The 17,040-nt window shown below is 43.4% G+C and carries 17 protein-coding genes; 2 read left to right on the top strand and 15 right to left on the bottom strand.

The window, feature by feature from the left end; translation table 11 throughout:
- The 15 genes from AC1EU0_RS03295 to AC1EU0_RS03225 form a co-directional block, all read right to left on the bottom strand.
- On the bottom strand, positions 1-663 hold a 663-nt coding region (locus AC1EU0_RS03295; protein ID WP_480300494.1), incomplete at its 3' end, for an ArdC family protein.
- 3 nt (positions 664-666) lie between these two features.
- The gene (locus tag AC1EU0_RS03290; protein WP_480300493.1) at positions 667-828 is read right to left on the bottom strand and encodes a hypothetical protein; all 162 of its coding nucleotides are present in this window, start codon (positions 826-828) and stop codon (positions 667-669) included.
- Positions 812-2,674, bottom strand: a complete 1,863-nt coding sequence (locus tag AC1EU0_RS03285) for an LPD7 domain-containing protein (RefSeq protein WP_480300492.1) — start codon at positions 2,672-2,674, stop codon at positions 812-814. Before AC1EU0_RS03285 ends, AC1EU0_RS03290 begins: the two co-directional genes overlap by 17 nt.
- Positions 2,667-4,541, bottom strand: coding sequence for a type IV secretory system conjugative DNA transfer family protein (locus AC1EU0_RS03280; protein WP_480300491.1), 1,875 nt, complete (start codon positions 4,539-4,541; stop codon positions 2,667-2,669). Before AC1EU0_RS03280 ends, AC1EU0_RS03285 begins: the two co-directional genes overlap by 8 nt.
- Positions 4,542-4,637: 96 nt before the next feature.
- Positions 4,638-5,684 carry a P-type DNA transfer ATPase VirB11 gene (virB11, locus tag AC1EU0_RS03275; RefSeq protein ID WP_480300490.1) on the bottom strand — a complete coding sequence of 349 codons (1,047 nt, stop codon included), beginning with the start codon at positions 5,682-5,684 and terminating at the stop codon, positions 4,638-4,640.
- Positions 5,662-6,816 carry a type IV secretion system protein VirB10 gene (gene virB10 / locus AC1EU0_RS03270; RefSeq protein ID WP_480300489.1) on the bottom strand — a complete coding sequence of 385 codons (1,155 nt, stop codon included), beginning with the start codon at positions 6,814-6,816 and terminating at the stop codon, positions 5,662-5,664. The genes virB11 and virB10 overlap by 23 nt, the downstream gene beginning before the upstream one ends.
- The gene (gene virB9, locus AC1EU0_RS03265; RefSeq protein ID WP_480300488.1) at positions 6,813-7,739 is read right to left on the bottom strand and encodes a P-type conjugative transfer protein VirB9; all 927 of its coding nucleotides are present in this window, start codon (positions 7,737-7,739) and stop codon (positions 6,813-6,815) included. Before virB9 ends, virB10 begins: the two co-directional genes overlap by 4 nt.
- Complete coding sequence (locus tag AC1EU0_RS03260; protein WP_480300487.1) at positions 7,740-8,474, bottom strand: VirB8 family type IV secretion system protein; 735 nt, start codon at positions 8,472-8,474, stop codon at positions 7,740-7,742.
- The gene (locus tag AC1EU0_RS03255) at positions 8,467-8,631 is read right to left on the bottom strand and encodes a hypothetical protein (RefSeq protein WP_480300486.1); all 165 of its coding nucleotides are present in this window, start codon (positions 8,629-8,631) and stop codon (positions 8,467-8,469) included. Before AC1EU0_RS03255 ends, AC1EU0_RS03260 begins: the two co-directional genes overlap by 8 nt.
- Positions 8,628-9,674, bottom strand: coding sequence for a TrbL/VirB6 family protein (locus AC1EU0_RS03250; protein ID WP_480300485.1), 1,047 nt, complete (start codon positions 9,672-9,674; stop codon positions 8,628-8,630). The genes AC1EU0_RS03255 and AC1EU0_RS03250 overlap by 4 nt, the downstream gene beginning before the upstream one ends.
- Before the next feature lie 5 nt (positions 9,675-9,679).
- Positions 9,680-9,958: an EexN family lipoprotein gene (locus AC1EU0_RS03245; protein ID WP_480300484.1), complete on the bottom strand. Its 279-nt coding sequence runs from the start codon at positions 9,956-9,958 to the stop codon at positions 9,680-9,682.
- Between the two features lie 55 nt (positions 9,959-10,013).
- On the bottom strand, positions 10,014-10,637 hold the full coding sequence (locus tag AC1EU0_RS03240) for a type IV secretion system protein (protein WP_480300483.1): 624 nt from the start codon (positions 10,635-10,637) through the stop codon (positions 10,014-10,016).
- Positions 10,634-13,129: a VirB4 family type IV secretion/conjugal transfer ATPase gene (locus tag AC1EU0_RS03235; RefSeq protein WP_480300482.1), complete on the bottom strand. Its 2,496-nt coding sequence runs from the start codon at positions 13,127-13,129 to the stop codon at positions 10,634-10,636. Before AC1EU0_RS03235 ends, AC1EU0_RS03240 begins: the two co-directional genes overlap by 4 nt.
- Positions 13,126-13,446 carry a VirB3 family type IV secretion system protein gene (locus AC1EU0_RS03230; protein WP_480300481.1) on the bottom strand — a complete coding sequence of 107 codons (321 nt, stop codon included), beginning with the start codon at positions 13,444-13,446 and terminating at the stop codon, positions 13,126-13,128. The genes AC1EU0_RS03235 and AC1EU0_RS03230 overlap by 4 nt, the downstream gene beginning before the upstream one ends.
- 7 nt (positions 13,447-13,453) lie before the next feature.
- A complete protein-coding gene (locus AC1EU0_RS03225) occupies positions 13,454-13,777 on the bottom strand; it encodes a TrbC/VirB2 family protein (RefSeq protein ID WP_480300480.1) in 324 nt (107 codons plus the stop codon).
- Between the two features lie 664 nt (positions 13,778-14,441).
- On the opposite strand from AC1EU0_RS03225, the gene AC1EU0_RS03220 reads away from it, so the two are divergent.
- Entirely contained in the window at positions 14,442-15,521 is a 1,080-nt protein-coding gene (locus AC1EU0_RS03220) for a helix-turn-helix transcriptional regulator (RefSeq protein WP_480300479.1), read from the top strand.
- 699 nt (positions 15,522-16,220) lie between these two features.
- Positions 16,221-17,036: a F4 family fimbrial subunit gene (locus AC1EU0_RS03215; RefSeq protein ID WP_480300478.1), complete on the top strand. Its 816-nt coding sequence runs from the start codon at positions 16,221-16,223 to the stop codon at positions 17,034-17,036.
- Positions 17,037-17,040 lie beyond the last annotated feature (4 nt).

Here is a 17,040-nt window from a genome sequence, read left to right as displayed (position 1 = left end):
GAGTCGATGAGAAGCGCCACTGGCATGCGATGCCTCATGAAAAAGTGTCGCCAAATAAGAGTCCTGCGTCGGAAATTGTGCTTGTTGTGGTAAATGAATACTATCGGTTGCTGGGCAATAATAGGCATTATCGGTTTGATCATGATTAATGGTCACCCCTAGATTGTTGATGATTTTTTCTGCTCGTTCATGGCGTTGCCATTCAGGCAGTTTGTTGGTTTCAATTTCAGGTAAACCCTCAATCTGTTCGGCGTTGAATACCACTGAACTGAAGACTCTGGGCTTGTCTAATTTGACATTAACCTTTATTGGCTTTCCATCTGCACCAAGTATTTTTTTGCCGTTACTGTCTGTTTTATCAATGCGGTCAAACAGTTTCCAATATTGAACAATAGTGCCGTGTTGTCCTTTTTGCACTTGGGCATCGATGGACTTCGCTTGCTTGTAAGTCATCCATCTTGGATCGTCTCGACACTGCATCGCTAACCAAATCGCATTTGAACCTTTGTATCTTGTACCACTGATAGGATTATGGGGCATTCTGGGTTCGCCTGCTTTCCACGGCTTTTGCCATGGTGCTGTGCCAGCTTTGAGTTGTTCAATCAGTTTGTTGGCGATTTGCTCGTAGTAAGGAAGTTTTAATTTTTGGTTTTGCTCGGCCATCAATCATTCCTCCTCATTTGTTATCACAACTACAGAAGCGGCGAGAGCGTCTTGCTCTGATAGTGCATCTTCTTCAAATGCGCCCAACTCTTTAGCTTCTTGCTGGGTAAGTTCAAGCGTGGTAGCGGGCGTATTCAAAGCGAGTAATTTATCGTTCGAGTTCATGGCTGGTCTCTTTTGCGGGTTGAATGATGTTCTCAGGTGGCGTCACCTGAGTCGGTGACTTTGGGCGTTGGTAACCTAATCGCTGTTTTACCTTCGCCATAAATTGTTGCTGAGCTTGTGGCTCAAGATGCTGACAAAATTCTTGTGCGGCTTGTAGTGGTGCTTTGGGTTGTTTTGGTGTTGGTGTTTTACTTGGTGGTGTCGGTTGTGATGATTGAGTTTTGGGACTTTCTGCTTGGGACTGCTTTACTTGTGCGAGACGAATCCGGTCTTTTTCATCAGGTCGGTAGCCTCTGACTTTCAAGCCTTGGCATTGTGCTTGAAACCATGCTTCTCGCTTGAAGGCTTTGCTGCCTGAGAGCTTAACGTCATTCCAGTTACGTTGTGCGGCAATAGTGAGTAAACCTTTAATGACTTGGGTATGTACCAATCGAGTTTGTAGCTTATTGCCTTTATCAACGAAAGCTAATCGACGTGGTGGTTTGGCAAAGTAATAGCAATTATCGACATGGGTGTAGTGCTTAACCGCTGTAGGTGAAATGGGTTTGATTGATACTTCAGGTTTGTTTTTCGGAGCTGGTTTAGCTGTTGATGATGCGCTTTTGTTTTTGGTTGTTTCAGGTTTAGGAGCATAGGGCTGAACGGTATTGTTGGGCGTGGTTAATTGCTCTGGCCTTTTGGGCAACACTTGCGGCCAACACTTTTTTATGAACCCTTCTATTTGTTTTTTGACGGCATAGTTTCCGCTGCTCATGGCTAAATCATTAAAGTCGGTCATGCCATAGGCGATTTGATCTGAAATAAAGCGTGGAGTAAGCCAATGACCGTTGGTGATTTTGGCGGCTTGTCGTGCTTTCTCAATCCCTTTATTGATGGCATTTTTATGGTCGTCATCCGCCAAGAATAAATGCTGGCTATCAGGGTAATGTTGGCTCAGTTTTGTGGCTACCTTTGGCATGTTGCCCGCATCGACGGTCATCACCACACTGCGATTTGTAGCTTCGGCAATACTGGCTGCGGTAGCGTAACCTTCAGCGTATAAAATCGGTTCACCATTTTGCAGTGGCTTGTAGCCCACAACAAAAAAGTGTCCTGACTTTTGGGCGCCTTTCTTGAGGCATTTGAAACCGTTATTGCTGATCCTTTGTAAGCTGTGAACCTTATGATTTTCATCCATTAAAGGGATCACCAAGCGTCCTTGTTTGTCTTGCCCCACATCAGGAAATACACGTGCATCTTTACGTTTAAGATAGGGATGGTCGGCATTGGCACTCGGCATAAGTTGAAACACTTGAGCGCAGCGTTTGGCGTGATGTTGATGCTTTTTACTCTCTTGCTGTTGGCGTTGATATTCACGATTAGCAAGATGTGCCTTGATGTGCAATTTAGCCAATGGATCGGTTTGCTGAAAACTGGCTGACCACTTTTGCGGTTCTGTGTGATTACGGTGATCTTGATACCAACCAGTTGGATGACCATCATCGTATCCAGCATAAGCTCCACTGCGTTGACTGCCTTTGTCATCGAGGGTTTTCACTCGATGCACTTTGCCATCCAAAATGGGAGGTTCAGGTAAATACAGACCTGCTCCAGCCATCACCATTGCAAACTCCGCAGTTGGGTCGCTGCTTGATGGTGAGCTAAATTGCTTCGGCTCAGCTTGCCATGATTTGATTTTCTCAACGGGCGTTCCAGCTTTGGCAAACCAAAGGTTTTGTTGTTTATCAAAGCCAAGCGCAAAGTCGCCTGAAGGTAAACGGCCTAATTCACGTTTGGCTTTGTCTCTTTCTGCATAAGGAATGGCAAGAAAGACTTTATCGAATAGCACGGCATTATCTTCACTCATTTAGATGTCCTCCTTGCAGCTGTTGGCAAAAGTCATCCACTAAAGCATCGACTTTAGGAGAAGGCTTATCGGTTTCTGGTATTGTTTCCGTATCTAACGGCTTATCTGACGTTTCATTGGTTGCTGTTTCAGTGGATGTTGGAGATCCATCCACTTTGATTGGTTTGGATTGGGTATGGCTAATTTGAATGGGTTTTATCTGTGGCACTTGAGGTAATGACCAAGTGATAGTGCCGTTGCTATTGCCCCTTGGCTGTAGCAATTTATCTTGATACCAACGAATTTTGTGACACTTCACCGCTGGACAGTTTTCAAGCAGTAAAATGGTTTTGTCTGCGCCTAAGCGCATGATCTCCTGTGGTAGCATTAAAGCTCGTCCGTGATCACTTAAATTTTCACTGCGCCCTCCTTTTCCCGATAGCTGCCGACTGCGACTTTTTTGTTTAATGGTGTTGGTGCCTAAACTTTCAGAGATTTCTCTGGCAATCTTGGGATTCTTAGGTGCAAACACGATTTGCAGCGCATGGTTTTCAATTAAGGTTTCTGCGCCATCGTGACCATAGATTTCTCGCAGCTGTGACGGTGATTGAATGATGGTGAGTAGCCGTAAACCATAACCCGCAATGTAGCTAATGCCTTTGCTTAAAATGCCGATTTTGCCAATGGCGGCAAACTCATCCATCAGCAGTAGCACTTGATGTTTCAGCTGTGGATTGTGCTCTGGCAGTTCGCGGGTATTAAGGTCTATCAGCTGCTGAAAGAACAGATTAATCAGTGGAGCTAAACGGGTTAAATCGTCCGGCGTCACGCCCACATAAATCGATAAATGTTTGCTGCGAAGCTCTCGTAAATCGAAATCATTATGAGCGGTAACGGCATCTATCACTGGGTTATAAAATAGCTCTAATGCCGAGCTGAAACTTTTCTTAATCGAGCCACGAGTGCGCTCTGGTGTTTCTAAATATTCTTTTAACGCTGAGTGACATGAGCTGGATAACGGTTGTTGGCTTTGCATTCTTAGGTTGATGATTTCGATCAACTCATTGTCACCTTTATTGAGCTGGCGCAGCACTTCGCCCATGGTCACAAGTAAAGGTGGCGTTTCAATCAAATACAACACTAACCCTAGCCACAAGGAACGGGCTGAGGCTTGCCAAATCGGTGATTCGCTGTCGATATTAGGAAACAGCATCTGACCGATTTTCTGAATATCGTTTATCCGAAAGCTTGGGTCAGTTGAGATGTAATGCAAAGGATTCCAGCGATGACTTTGATAATCTCTTGGCGCGAGGTTGAGCAGAAAACACTGCTGACCATGCGCTTGCCTAAAACCAGAAGTAATGTTCCAGTTCTCTTGTTTGATATCCAGTATCACGACTGAATCTTGCCAGCTGAGTAGATTAGGAATAACCACACCCACGCCTTTACCACTTCGAGTCGGTGCTGACATTAATACATGTTGCTGACCTGAAAATTGCAGATAATGCTTATTGAAAAGCCGTTTGAGCTTACCAACGATAATGCCTTTCTTAGCCAGCAAGACAGCTTGTTTGATTTCCTTGTGATTGGCAAAACGTGCTTCACCATAAAGCGGTTGTGGCTTGGGTTTAAATTTGAGTGCTAACGGCAAACCGATAGGCATAAAACCTAAGACAGTAGAAACGATGAGCCAGAATTGAGATTGTTTGTTGTGACCGTAAACATAGCCGTATTGAATGATGGTGAGTGGTGTCGCAGCTTTGTAATTGAGATTGGCAACATAAAGGAAAATCACACCACTGAGCCATAAGCCTGATAGCAACAAGCCTAAGCAGGTAACAAGCCAAAACCAAGGTGAACGTTGAAGCGTAATGCGCTTAATTATCATAAAGCCCCCTGTAACGTCGTACCTGAGAAGTCAGGTACCCAGTGTCTTTTTATTGTTAAGTCGCTGGACTCCTGCCTTCGCAGGAGAGACGAAAATCTAGTGTTTGGCATTGAAATACACCTCACTGACAAAGCGTTTACCGCCCGCCACTTTGAGCTGGACGATAATATCAACGCAAAGCTTGAGCAGTTGCTTGATGTCATCACGAGACAACGACGCCCCCGCCTGACTTTCTTTCATCAACAACACCAATTGTTCTAATGCCAATTTGGCACTGCCAGCGTGCATGGTGGTCATGCTGCCTGGATGTCCTGAGTTGATGTTTCGCATAAAATAAAAGGCTTCATCACCACGGATAAGCTCGGCGACAAACACACGGTCGGGCTTCATGCGTAGGCTGGATTCTAAGAGTTGCTTTTGGGTAACGGGCGCTATGCCTTGATTGCCTGCCGAGTAAAACAAACTGACGCTATTTGGATGAGTGCGATACAGCTGTAACTCATCGACATTTTCAATGCTAATGAGTCGTTCATTGTCAGACACATAGCTGAGCAATGACCTAAAAAATGTGGTTTTTCCTGAGCCAGTCGCACCTGAAACAATGATGTTTTTTCGAAGCTGAATCGCAAGCTTTAAGAACTCACTTAATTTGCCTTGTTGTTTTAATTCTAATAACTGTTTGTCGCTATCATGGTTGTCGGCTTTACTGATATGAGTTGCATTGAAATAACCCTGCTGTTGATAGTCGTCCAAGGTGAAGTTCACCATCGAAGGTTTACGAATGGTGATACTGACGTGACCGATTAAAGTCACTGGTGGTATGGCAATTTGTACTCGCTCACCGTTGGGTAAGGTTGCAGAAAGAATAGGATGTGAGGCATCAAGTTTTTGCCCTGAATAGGTGGCGATTAATTTGGCTAAGCGTTGGCAGTATTCAAAGCTGATGGCTGGTTCTTGAAACCCTTGCCAGCCATTGTAACTTTCAATGAGTAGTCGATACGGCTCATTAATTACCAGCTCTGTTACCTTCTCTTGTGCAAGGTATGGACTAAGAACTTTCAAATGTTCATGCAAGGCCACCGCACGATAGTCATTAATGTTGTTGGTCTGATTGACAGAGTTAGTGGCTAAGCTGCAAGTCATAGACACTCCTGAAATCTAAATCACGCGCGACAAAGACATTGATGTGCTCACCTTGGTTCTTATACAACGTGGGTTTGATATGAATGGAATCTTGCAGCGCAATTGAGGCTAGATCTTTGGTGCCGCCAATGGTGTCACCGAACTGGATTTTATTGCTATTGCCCTTGTTGGCTTTATTGGCGTAGTAAGTTCCAGCATCCCCAATGAGGCTCAGTAGAATGGCACTGCCAAAGCGTTGTCCAAAGTGATTATCGACATAACCACCATGACCGCTGCGCCCTAAGCTGTCAGTGCCCGGTGAATCCAAATCCATGATCACGCCCGTTGGTGTTTCAATCCTGTCCCAGAGCACAAAAATTCGAGATTGCCCTTGCTGGAGTCCAGCCTGATATTCCCCCACGATGTGGCTGCCTTTTTCGAGCAACAACACCTTGCCGTTAGTGGAGTAAATATCACGGCTTAATTGGCAGCGAGTCATGCCTGCTACATCCGAGCTAATGGCGGTTTCCAAGATACAATCCAAGAATGCGCCTTTAGTGATAAACAGATTGGGATCGGCAATGACACTGGCTCGACTGCCACTGACTTTGGTGGCTTTGAGTTGTTGCGTGAGGGAATGGCTATCAGGCTGTTCAGTGCTAAGTTCGGGTAAATCCTGCTGTTGGTTTTGTTTAGTTTCCGAAGATGACGAAACATGATTGAGCACCAGTAAGCCATCCACTTGCTTACGCTGTTTTGGTGTCAGTACTTTTTGATGACCACTGAACCGAGCGAGATGACCGAAATCTGGCGCATTGAGGTCAGTGTCATTAGACAATTCACCAGTGTGGATCACATCACTACTGGTATCCGCTGTTGTCACTTTTGAAGGCTTGGGCTTCTTATCTACCGTCGGTGGCGCACCTAAGTGGTCGGCAATAGTGAATCGATGTTGTTGAGTATTACTTTCAGTTTTGCCATGACTAAAGCCACCATTAATGGCAATAAGCAAAACCACCATCACACTTGCGGCTACAACGACTACAGCTTTGGAAAGCAAAGGATTGCGATGAATCGAGGATGCCAGCTCGGGTACCGCTTCAGTGCTGAGTGCTTCATCAGGTGTTGAGTTGGAAGTGGGCTGCGTATTCATCGGTGATCTCCCACTTTTAGATGTCGCTGTACTTGTGGGATTTGTGTCTTGCGGTAGCTGGCTGCAGGTTCGGAATCAAAAGACTGATTGAACAGACATAACACCAAACTTCCTTGTCTCAATACTAAGCGTTTGACCACTCTCCTAATGACGATGGTGTTAGGAAAATCGGGGTCGATATGACTGTTCACAAGACTTTCACTGTCATCACTATTAACGATATACGCTGCAGGTAGATCTTGCTTTAGGTTGAACTTGATATAGGTGAAACGACCATCATCAAATACGGATACAGGCAAAATGGTTTTATCGCCTTTGTAGAAATAGTTCTGATTATTGATCTGTGGTTTGAGTGATTGATTGAGCTGGTCTTTAAGTAACTGCTTTTGATTATCGGCAATGAGCTTAGCTTCAGCATCGTCAGGATAAGCAAATTGCACCGCGAACATCATGTCGTTGGGCTTGGGATGCGCGCCATTTTTTGCACCTTCTTTTTCTAGCCAATGCGCCGATAACTCAAAGTGATAACTGTGATGATTGGTCAATACCGTCATATTGGTGATGGCTTGCTGTGCTTTGGGCTTGATGAAAATGTGATTTTCAACGGGAGTAACCGCCCATGCGTCACTGTCACCCATGGCAATTTGCTTGATGGTTTCATTGTTTGCAAAAGCAATGTCAGTAGCAAAACCATAGTGCCCCACCAATTTCACTACTTGTTGAGGGTTGAAATTAATGTGGCGCACTCGTTTATCAAAATGTCCTGAATGCGGTGTTTCCAGCGCGTGAGTATTTAAACTGATCAAAGCGATTGTCATGCCCATGAAAATGGGCATCCAGCGATTTTTTTGTTTGATAAGGCTAACAGGCACTGGGCACCCGTTTTCACGAGTGCGACGATAGAGGTATAGATAATGACTCATCTAATCCCCTCCTGTGGCTTGATCATTGCGGTAGCTCAGTACTTGAAAACCCAGTGGATTGAGCTGCCTTGCTTTCAATGACATCGGCACATTGCGATAGACAAAGGTGATGGTCGCTACCCAGTGGGTCAGAGGATGATTTTCCCCTACTCGTTTTAGCTGTTTGCTGTAACGGATTAACGCCGTGGTGGTCGATTCTCCATTGAGTTTGTCGTGAGCAATAAAGCTAATGGCGTTAACATGAGTGATAACCTCAGAGTTTTGACCATAAAGATTAATCGGCGCATTGGGGTTAGATTTTGGGTCGGTTTGCAGTGCGTAATCTTGCTGAACATTATCGTCTGACATCAAACCAATCAGCTTTCTGTCATAGGCTCTTGTTTGCCATTGATAAGCTTCACGGTGGCGAACGTATTGTCCCAGCCAATATTTATCTAACACTTCTTGCGCTTGTTGTTTAACTTGGCCTTTGCTGGTTAAGGTGGAAATCACATCGACAAAGCCAGAGTTGTTATCTACTCGGATGATGAACGGCTCAATGGATTTAAGTGGTAATACACTCACCAAGCCAACAGCTTGCAGCACCACAATTAATGTCAACACTAAACAGCACTTCCATGCCCGTTGCTCAGATTGCTTAATGCGAACATTTAGCTCAGCATCCCAACCTCTGGCTTCTTCAAAGTATTTCGCCAGTAATTGCTTATCAGAAAACTGCCGCTTGTGTTCAGCCATGGCTTACCTCGATGGGTTTAACGGTTATGGGCTGAGTATTGACTGGTTGTAAGCCCTTACCGTTATCTTTGCAGTGGGGTGGTTTCGGTATGTTGCTGCAGTGGCTGAGTGATAGAGCCAGTAGCAAAGTGATGCAGATAAGTAGTAAACTTTTCATGACTCACTTCCTCCATCAAAAGCTTGTCTCGACTTACTTTGCCCCGAAATGCTATTGCCACCAAAGCGTTGTTGGTAAGCTCTATAGCCTGCGCCTACTGGCTTAACGGGAGCGGAAAGGGCTTGACCTGTGTAGTTCAAATCGCGTCTGAGATTGCGGTATTGATTACGAAGTGTGGTTGGACGCATCGCATTGAGACTGTTGGCGATAGCACCGTGAGCAGCAATGGCAACACCGCCGCCTAATGCTGATGCCATGGCCGGAATTTGTTTCATCACTAAAATACACAAGCCGAGTACCACACACAGCATCGAGCTATCGCTTAAGGTGGTGAGTGCAGCATGGTTATGAGAGATTTGAGCCAGATATTTTGAGGCCACCGTAGTCATGAGTTGCCCAGATGCCACGCCCAATAGCAAGATAAAGCCGAAGTTGAGCACCATGCCGAGCCAGCTTTCAAAGAAGCGTTGGGTTGCTTGAAACAGTAGCAGCACAAAAAATATCGGACCGATAGCCAGCAGCACACTGACCATGACTTTGCTGAGCAAAATGAAGAAAGCCACCAATAAAGTTAAGCAGCTGCCGATGATCAGCAGTGCCATCGCCAAAATGTACATGCCAAAGTTGCCGTTCATCACTCCACCTTGTCGCCACGCATTGTCGGCTAAGATGAAAATTTGACCGTAAAGGTTATCAAGTAAGTGCGCCGCATCTTGGGCTTTACCACCTTGAAGGATAGAAGCAATGAGCTGCGGCGTTTCACTTAAAAAGCGCACCACCAATTGATTGTAGTGACCGACGGTTAATCCCAAGGTTAAGATAAAACCAATACGCAGTATCCTGAAAAAGCCTTCTTGTAATGGCTGCTCACTGCGACCAAACATCATCGAGTAGCCCCAGATCGCCACCCAAATCAAAATCATGCTGGTGAATACAGGAATGAGATATTGAATGAGCCGTGCTGACCCTTGCTGCGCATAGTTGTGTAATGACTGATCGACAAGGCTAAAAATGCTCTTATACAGATTACTGGTGGCTGCCATGGTGGTTACTCTTTGGGATGGTCAAAGTGAATTTGTGGCGGCACCGGATCGCCAGCCACTACTTCTCTTGCCGCTTGTTGAGCATTGATGCATTCAGGATGCTTACGATATTTCGCAGGGTTGTTGCTGCATTGCGTGAGCGTTTGCATCAATAGCTTTTGATGCTGTTTAAACCAAGCCACGGTGTGACCTTGAGTTTGTTGGTTGTGATGTGCCGACATTTTTGAGCAGCCAGCCATCAGGCTAAGCAGCGTTGAGATAACCAGTATGTTGATGAGTTTCATGCAGAGTCCTCAGTAAATTGTGAGTTCTGCCATCCTTGGGGCTACGTCCTTAGAGTTAATTCCAATTGATATTGATTGAATGTAGTTCGCCAGCGGATTCAATCGCCATTTGAGTAATGCGCTGTTGAGTTAAGGCGTCACTGGCCTGCGCTTGAGCTTTCAATAGTTGCAACTTGGCTTGCTCGTTAGCCAGCAACACACTTTCGGCATCAATCCGCGCGTGTAAATCTTGAATGTCTTTTTGCTGTGGTGCTTGGCTGATCTTGTTGATAAGCCGAGTGAGCTGTTGGTATCGTGCCTGGGTTTCTTGCAGTGATAATTGGGTTTGCCCCAACCAACGACCACGATAACGGTTCACATCATCAAACAACCCTGCAGTATCACCACCAAGTTTCAACCACTCACTGTTGTGTAGCCCTTGCTGCTTAAGGGTTAAATCTGGGTCGACTTTGACCGCTACATCGTAAGCGGAATCAATGGCGTTACTCATTCCCCGAATGCCATTAATGCTACTGAGCTGACTTTTAGCGGTATTAAGTTGCTGTTTTAAGGTGTCGATTTCTTGCAGTAAATGACGCACTTGAATGATGTTTTGTCTGAGATTGGCGACATCAATCACTGGAAAAGCCATGCTATTGAACGACACTCCACAACAAAACAAGATGATGAACTTATTCATTGCTCACCTCGTTTGTCTTCTAACTTGAGCACTTGTTTATCTTGCCGCTTAAGCTCCAAGGCATTGAAGTATTCAGGTAGCCAGTCTTTGGGATCACTGCCATGAGTCTCGACAATTTGATACATCAAGTTCACTTTGTCGGTAGTACCAGAGATCACCGATAACTCATCATCAAAGCCGTTTAAATCTAAACTCGCGACCACACTTTCATGGCCTTGTTTGATAATGAATTGGCGAGAGTTGGGTTGCAGCTCTGTGCTGATAAGTTCAAATTCACGTTCAGTAAGATGCAAGCCATCAATGTAATCATCACGGCGCGCTTTGGGGTTCGGCATCAAAATAAAAGTGGCACACTGCTCAACTAAGGTATGAGCTATAGGAGACTTAAGCACATCCTTGGCTGACTGTGTGCCATAAACCATAATGCCGTTCTGCTTACGGATGACTTTTTGTTTGTTTTGGGCGAGATCTTCAAAGTATTCATCCGCCAGTAGCTTCCAAAATTCGTCCATAAATATTTGTAGCCGACGACCATCAATCAAGGCTTCAATCCGATAAAACAGATACATCACGATTGGGGTTCTGATCTCTTCAGTATCTAAAAACTCGGTGACATCAAAGCCAAATAAGCTTTGATTGCTCAAGCTAAGTTCATCGACTTCATTATCCAGAACCCACGCTAATTCACCCTCAAAGCACCACTTTTGTAGTCTTGAGTGGCAGCCATTGGGATCAACAGGGTCGAGAAATTCCAAACATCGACTTAAGCGGCGTTTGGGTTTAGGTAAACTCATGACGCCATTCACGGCATTAGCCAGTTCTTGTTGCTGTTGATGAGTCAGTTCACCACCACACAGCTTGCTGATCAGCGCCGTTAAAAACAACACATTGTCAGGGGTATGCGGCAGTTGAAATGGATTAAAACCTGTCGGTTTACCCATTTGAAGCGGTAGATATAAGCCTTTAGTAGCACGGACGTAAATCTCTAAACCACGGTCTTTATCGAAGATAATTTGGGTCGGGCAAAACTTCTTACTTTGGGCAATCAGAAAACCCTGTAATACGGTTTTACCCGAACCAGAAGCACCTATGATGAGTGTATTTCCTAAAGCGTGATGCTCATCCTTAAGCTTGACTTCCATACCGCTTTCACGTTTTTCATGAGCCTGAAGGACTTGGCTCGTTCGCGCATTTGGCTCATGAAAATTGAAATAATAAGGCGAACCCGAAGCTGTTTTAAGGAGCGTGACCGCATCCCCCCATCGGCAATCAGAAAGCTGCCCTGTTGGATAGTTATGAAAACTGCAAAATCCTGCAAAATTGCGTGATGAAATCTTGGCTGGTCTGGGTCGATGCTTGCTGTTGGCTGGCAACTGAGAATAAAACGCCGCCTGCAATGACCATAATTCACGATGCAAGATAATGGCTTGGTCGGCTAACTGAGATTTCAGTGATGATAAATGCTGCTCAAGCTTAGCTTTGGTATCGGTTAATACGGTGATTACTAGATGGTGCTCACCATAAACAATGCGCCCAGCCGTTAAGTCATCTAGGCCGATATCGATGGCATCGATTTGGGATTGAGCAAAGTCGCCTGTAGTGGTGAGCCGCTTTTGTTGGCGAACTAATAAGTCAGTTGCCACAGGCCTAGATAAAAATTGAAAACTTTGGGTTAGCACCAACTCAAAAGGTGCGGACAAGAGAACATTAAGCAAGCCCGCTTCGGTGTGCTCTGGGTATTCTTTGATACTTAAACACGCGCCCAAACGGGCTAGCGTAATGTTTCTTAGAGAAAAGGTATCCGTGCTAAAAAAAGGACGAACACGAGGCAAGGTGTTAGCAATGTCATCAGCTGAAATGGTTCTTGGCTGCCAATGACCGTTAGTTAAGTAATCCAATAACGTTAGTGGTTCAGAGTAAAAATGTTCGTTCTTTAAATAAGTGCTTAATCGCTTAGGCTGATAAGCCTCCATTGAACTGATAACCGTGCTCACCACTTCATTGAGCTTACTGATGGCATGCTGTTGAGCGGCAATGTGCTGTTCAACCGTGAGCGATTTATGAAACCACCCTTGAACGCGATTGAGCTGTGGTCGGTAAATCACAGTCAAATACAATTCATTGACCATCAACTGACTTTGACACACTTTTTCAGCGTATTTTTGATTAAGCTTTCTATCGAACTCAGCTGAGAACTCACCCTTTGGGAACACTTTAGATTCGCGTCGAACTAAGTGTGTCCATAAGCACAAATCAGGGCTGGCAATGTTACGCAGCATCAAATTGAACTGCTCTTTCCACAGATTGACTTGCTCAGGTTCAGCCGTTTCATGAGCGACACCTTGCAAGCGGATGATTTGCAAATAATCACCATCATGGGTTTTAATGGTGTGCTCATCGACATGAGCTTGATAAGGAATGAACTCACTAACCGCATTTTCATTTTGCCACTGCTTTGATTGCGATGATTTGGAGAGAACATTAAGACTCATAACATCCACTCCTTATTGCGAGTATTCACCACAGGGCTTGCAGTTGATACTCCAAAGTAACGCCAACCAATAGACTTGGCTTTGGTGTTGAGCCGCAAACGAAGCAAACGAAACATCATTGGATCACGTAAACACAAGGTGTACATCACTGCATGAAGAGGAAAATACAGCAGCAACACGAAAGGGTTTTTAGTGGCAATCATCAGTACCGTAACCATCGCAGCACAAATAATAATGCCATCTAGCGTCACGCCCCATTTCATCGCAGGACGAGTGACCGCCACGAACAGTGGATCAAGATTATGATTGCTCATCATCACCTCGCTACTTCACAGCCGAGATAATGAGGTCAACAATGGTTGAGCCACCAAATACCAGCACAATTCCGGCAATGTATTTACCGCAAGTCTCACCTGTAATGCGCCCAAACCACGCAAGATAGCCCAGAATGGCAATTCCAATAATCGCTGCACTACGAGCAATACCATTAGTGAGCAAATCCATCACCCAATCCACGCCTTCACTGATTGGATCGGCAAAAGCGAGTTCGGGCGTTAGCAATAAAATAATAAGTAAAAAAAAGTGGGCACAAAGTACCCGAACGTTTGGAGATTTAGTTACATGAATAAGTTGATTCTTGATGTACATCTCGTACTCCAATCAGCAATCCGGTCGAATATGAAAATGTTTAAATCCATAAAACATGTTTGATATGAGCACAATTGCACTGAGAAAATGAGCTGTAAATAGGTCAAGACAAAAAGAATTTCAAACTGCGAATTGATTAAACGAATTGAGAATTGGGATGCCAAATTGAGGGAAATAGATTGATATTTTGCATGAAACTATAGTCGTATGTTTCTCATTTTTGTCTCTTTCCTTGTCAGAAGTGCATGATACATGCACTGAAAAAACTAAACCCGTGTGTAACCACAATTCATAACAGCAGCCCACTACCGATTGCATTTGGGGGTTAGGTGTACGAAAGATTAATTGTACACATGAGGTCTTATGCAAAGCAAAAACTTTAAGAGCGTGATCTAGCTGGTTTAAAGATAAAAGTTTCAACAAAATCGGATAAACAAAAGCTGGTGAGATACCGCCTGAAAAAAAGGGCTGTCTGTTGTCGATAGAGTTTTACTCTGAAGTTGTAAGTGTTTTTAAAGAGCATAGAGCTAAAGAATACCCACAAAGGGGGATATTCATCACGCTAGTGGCTGTTAAAATTTTAATAACAGATATTAAATTCTTTTTGATGAAACTTGATGTGCTGCTATGGAAAGGTGGGTGTGAGTTGTTTTAGGAAATAGATATGCGAAGCAATAGTCTCTCAGGCTTGATTCATGATTGCGTAAAAAATGATTCGTGGAAATTGATTCTGGATTCCATAAATTCTAGCCTTGGAGCGCAGCGTGTTCATATTTCACGTGAGTGCAAATCGACAGGAGAGCAATGGTCTGAAATTGAAGGGGATGTTTCAGATAGAATTCTTACATTGTGGGGAGAGTACAAAGAAAGGCAAAAAGAAGACCCTTTTATTCAGCGTATTGATTTGCTTCCAAATAATTACATATACAGTTCCAGTCAATTTTTTAATCTTAAGGAGTTACACCTAAACAGCTATTATCGGGAGCTCTATATTCCTGCAGATATTCAGTATGTTATGGGCGGAGAGTATGAAGACGAAGATTCAATTGTAAAAGTATTTGCACATAAATCGTATAGCTGTGGAGATTTTAGTGCTAGGGACTTTAAATACATGAATGCAGTGATGCCGTCATTGTTGACTGGTGCGGAGATTTCGCAAAAGTTAAAAATACGAAACTATAAGTTGGATTTGTTGAAAGCAGTATATGAGCATGCAGATTACCCAATGTTCTGTGTTGATGAGAATCTCAATTGTTTGCAGATGAATGCAAAAGCAGAGGGGCTGGTGAGGCAAGGTGAGATGGTGGCGTTGATCAATCAAAATCTGAGTTTCAAAAGTCAAGACATAAATAAGCGGTTAAATAAATTGATAGGTTGTGCAGGTAAGTATAAAGAGCAATCATTCAGTTTTTATGTTTCTGAGTGTGGCTGTTCATCAGGCTGTCGGGTTAAAATAATTCCAGTAGAAGTAGAGTATGATTTAGGCTTAAAGTGTGGAAAAGTGTTCGTGATAACTGTTAGTGGTTTTTATGAGGGCAATTTAGCGCTTTATCAAAAAGAATTTGGGTTTTCTAAAGCAGAACTACTTATTGTTACGAAGCTCCTTGCGGGTAAAAAAACAAAGATAATTGCAAGTGAATTAAATCGCTCGCCTGAAACAATTAAAACTCATATAAAGCATATTTTGGCTAAGTCAGGCGCAAGTTCGCAACTGGAATTAATGAGTATATTGTTATTAGTCTAATATCAAACAAAATATCCCCTTAAAGGGGGATGGTTTGTTAAAGCTAACAAGTTACTATAGTGAGGAAAATAGATTTGATCGTGGGTGTTTCTGTAAGTAAAACTCCTTGCTTGATAATATAGGTTATGCCTGTAACTTGGTGTGAGATATTAAGATTAGAGGAGTACTTTAAAGTTCCGTTGATGAATAAATTGAATCAGTAGATAAACTTTAAATGAGTCTGTCGGTAATGGATATATCAATTAAGCATTGACCAGACTGGTCTTATTATCAATTAAAAAGTTAGAATCGGTAGAGCTCTCTATGCTTGGGCGTAAAGTAAGAAATTAGTTTTGTTAGTTGGTAAACATTTTACTAAAACGTGATGTATGCCTAATTAGTTTTCAGATGTTAATAAGTTTGCTAATAATTGGTTCGCACGCTTGCAGAATAAGTGCACGTTTTGAAAAAAATACTTTCCATCTGATACTCACGTTTAAAGCTGCAAAGTGTGTTCACTCAATTTAGTATGGTATGAACAGTGCTAAACTATAAGTTTAATTAGGTTTCAACGGTCTTTATGTAGTGGTTGCGTTATGTCTAATAATGGAAGTTCAGCTCCTCGAATCTGTTGGCTACAATATGTAAATTAACTGTGGTGACTTTACATATTGTGAAACAGTGGGATTTATGTTTGTAGATTAAATATAAGGTGAAAAAATGAAAAAAAAATTGTACATTGCATCAGCAATAGCGTTATGCGCAGTATCTTCTGCTAGAGCTGCTTTTAGTACAAGTTCTGGAATAATTCAGATTCGAGAAAGCTACGTGTTACTCAAAGGTGAGCTACTTGCCAAGCCTGCAAAATGGCTGTATCAAATCCCTGATTCTACTTCATTAACTATGGGGAAAATGAATAAAGATCTGAGTAGTAAAACTGAAGATGGTGAGTTTGCGGTTTTTGATTTCTCGAACTTGGCGCCAATGAAGTATTTGGAGGCTGTTATGTCTCAAACTTCAAAAGAACGAGGTTATGGAATAGCTCCCGAGGTAACGTTTGCTGGTGAAGCTCTTAATTTTAGAGCTGACGCTAACAAAAAATTTGAATTACCAGTGGTAAGCATGGTCAATGGTGTTGAGGTTGAGACTGGCATGCTGAGCTTCGATACAATATTGACGGGGATTTTACTGGATGGAGCGGTTTTTTCTAGTTACCAGTATTTCGCCACAACTCAGTCTCAAGATCCTATTCATGAGCAAGTTCGTACTGAGCTGAAAGAGCTTATGAGTGCTCATACTCAGGGGTGGTCAGCACTGGATTCGAATTTGGATGGTGATGGGTATGGCTTTACTCCAAACGTAAGAAATCTTTTAAAGAGTACCATTAGACGTCGCGGTGAAACAAATCCTAACAAGACTGATGAATATGCGTTTGCATATGCTGGATTAATAAGGGATGTTAAAGTTAGATTTAAAAAGGATAACATCCCTGATAATTGGAAGGTATCAATACCTATTACAGTTACTATGATTTAAGCTT

This window comes from Parashewanella sp. 2210YD4-3 (genome assembly GCF_056591735.1).
This window is presented reverse-complemented; position numbering and strand designations above follow the sequence as displayed.

Bases quoted from the DNA above. Each gene is read 5' to 3' on its own strand.
- AC1EU0_RS03220 (WP_480300479.1), top strand. From the start codon at position 14,442: ATGCGAAGCAATAGTCTCTCAGGCTTGATTCATGATTGCGTAAAAAAT.
- AC1EU0_RS03290 (WP_480300493.1), bottom strand. From the start codon at position 828: ATGAACTCGAACGATAAATTACTCGCTTTGAATACGCCCGCTACCACG.
- AC1EU0_RS03215 (WP_480300478.1), top strand. From the start codon at position 16,221: ATGAAAAAAAAATTGTACATTGCATCAGCAATAGCGTTATGCGCAGTA.
- AC1EU0_RS03240 (WP_480300483.1), bottom strand. From the start codon at position 10,637: ATGAATAAGTTCATCATCTTGTTTTGTTGTGGAGTGTCGTTCAATAGC.
- virB9 (WP_480300488.1), bottom strand. From the start codon at position 7,739: ATGAGTCATTATCTATACCTCTATCGTCGCACTCGTGAAAACGGGTGC.
- AC1EU0_RS03255 (WP_480300486.1), bottom strand. From the start codon at position 8,631: ATGAAAAGTTTACTACTTATCTGCATCACTTTGCTACTGGCTCTATCA.
- AC1EU0_RS03225 (WP_480300480.1), bottom strand. From the start codon at position 13,777: ATGTACATCAAGAATCAACTTATTCATGTAACTAAATCTCCAAACGTT.
- virB10 (WP_480300489.1), bottom strand. From the start codon at position 6,816: ATGAATACGCAGCCCACTTCCAACTCAACACCTGATGAAGCACTCAGC.
- virB11 (WP_480300490.1), bottom strand. From the start codon at position 5,684: ATGACTTGCAGCTTAGCCACTAACTCTGTCAATCAGACCAACAACATT.
- AC1EU0_RS03280 (WP_480300491.1), bottom strand. From the start codon at position 4,541: ATGATAATTAAGCGCATTACGCTTCAACGTTCACCTTGGTTTTGGCTT.
- AC1EU0_RS03235 (WP_480300482.1), bottom strand. From the start codon at position 13,129: ATGAGTCTTAATGTTCTCTCCAAATCATCGCAATCAAAGCAGTGGCAA.
- AC1EU0_RS03245 (WP_480300484.1), bottom strand. From the start codon at position 9,958: ATGAAACTCATCAACATACTGGTTATCTCAACGCTGCTTAGCCTGATG.
- AC1EU0_RS03250 (WP_480300485.1), bottom strand. From the start codon at position 9,674: ATGGCAGCCACCAGTAATCTGTATAAGAGCATTTTTAGCCTTGTCGAT.
- AC1EU0_RS03285 (WP_480300492.1), bottom strand. From the start codon at position 2,674: ATGAGTGAAGATAATGCCGTGCTATTCGATAAAGTCTTTCTTGCCATT.
- AC1EU0_RS03230 (WP_480300481.1), bottom strand. From the start codon at position 13,446: ATGATGAGCAATCATAATCTTGATCCACTGTTCGTGGCGGTCACTCGT.
- AC1EU0_RS03260 (WP_480300487.1), bottom strand. From the start codon at position 8,474: ATGGCTGAACACAAGCGGCAGTTTTCTGATAAGCAATTACTGGCGAAA.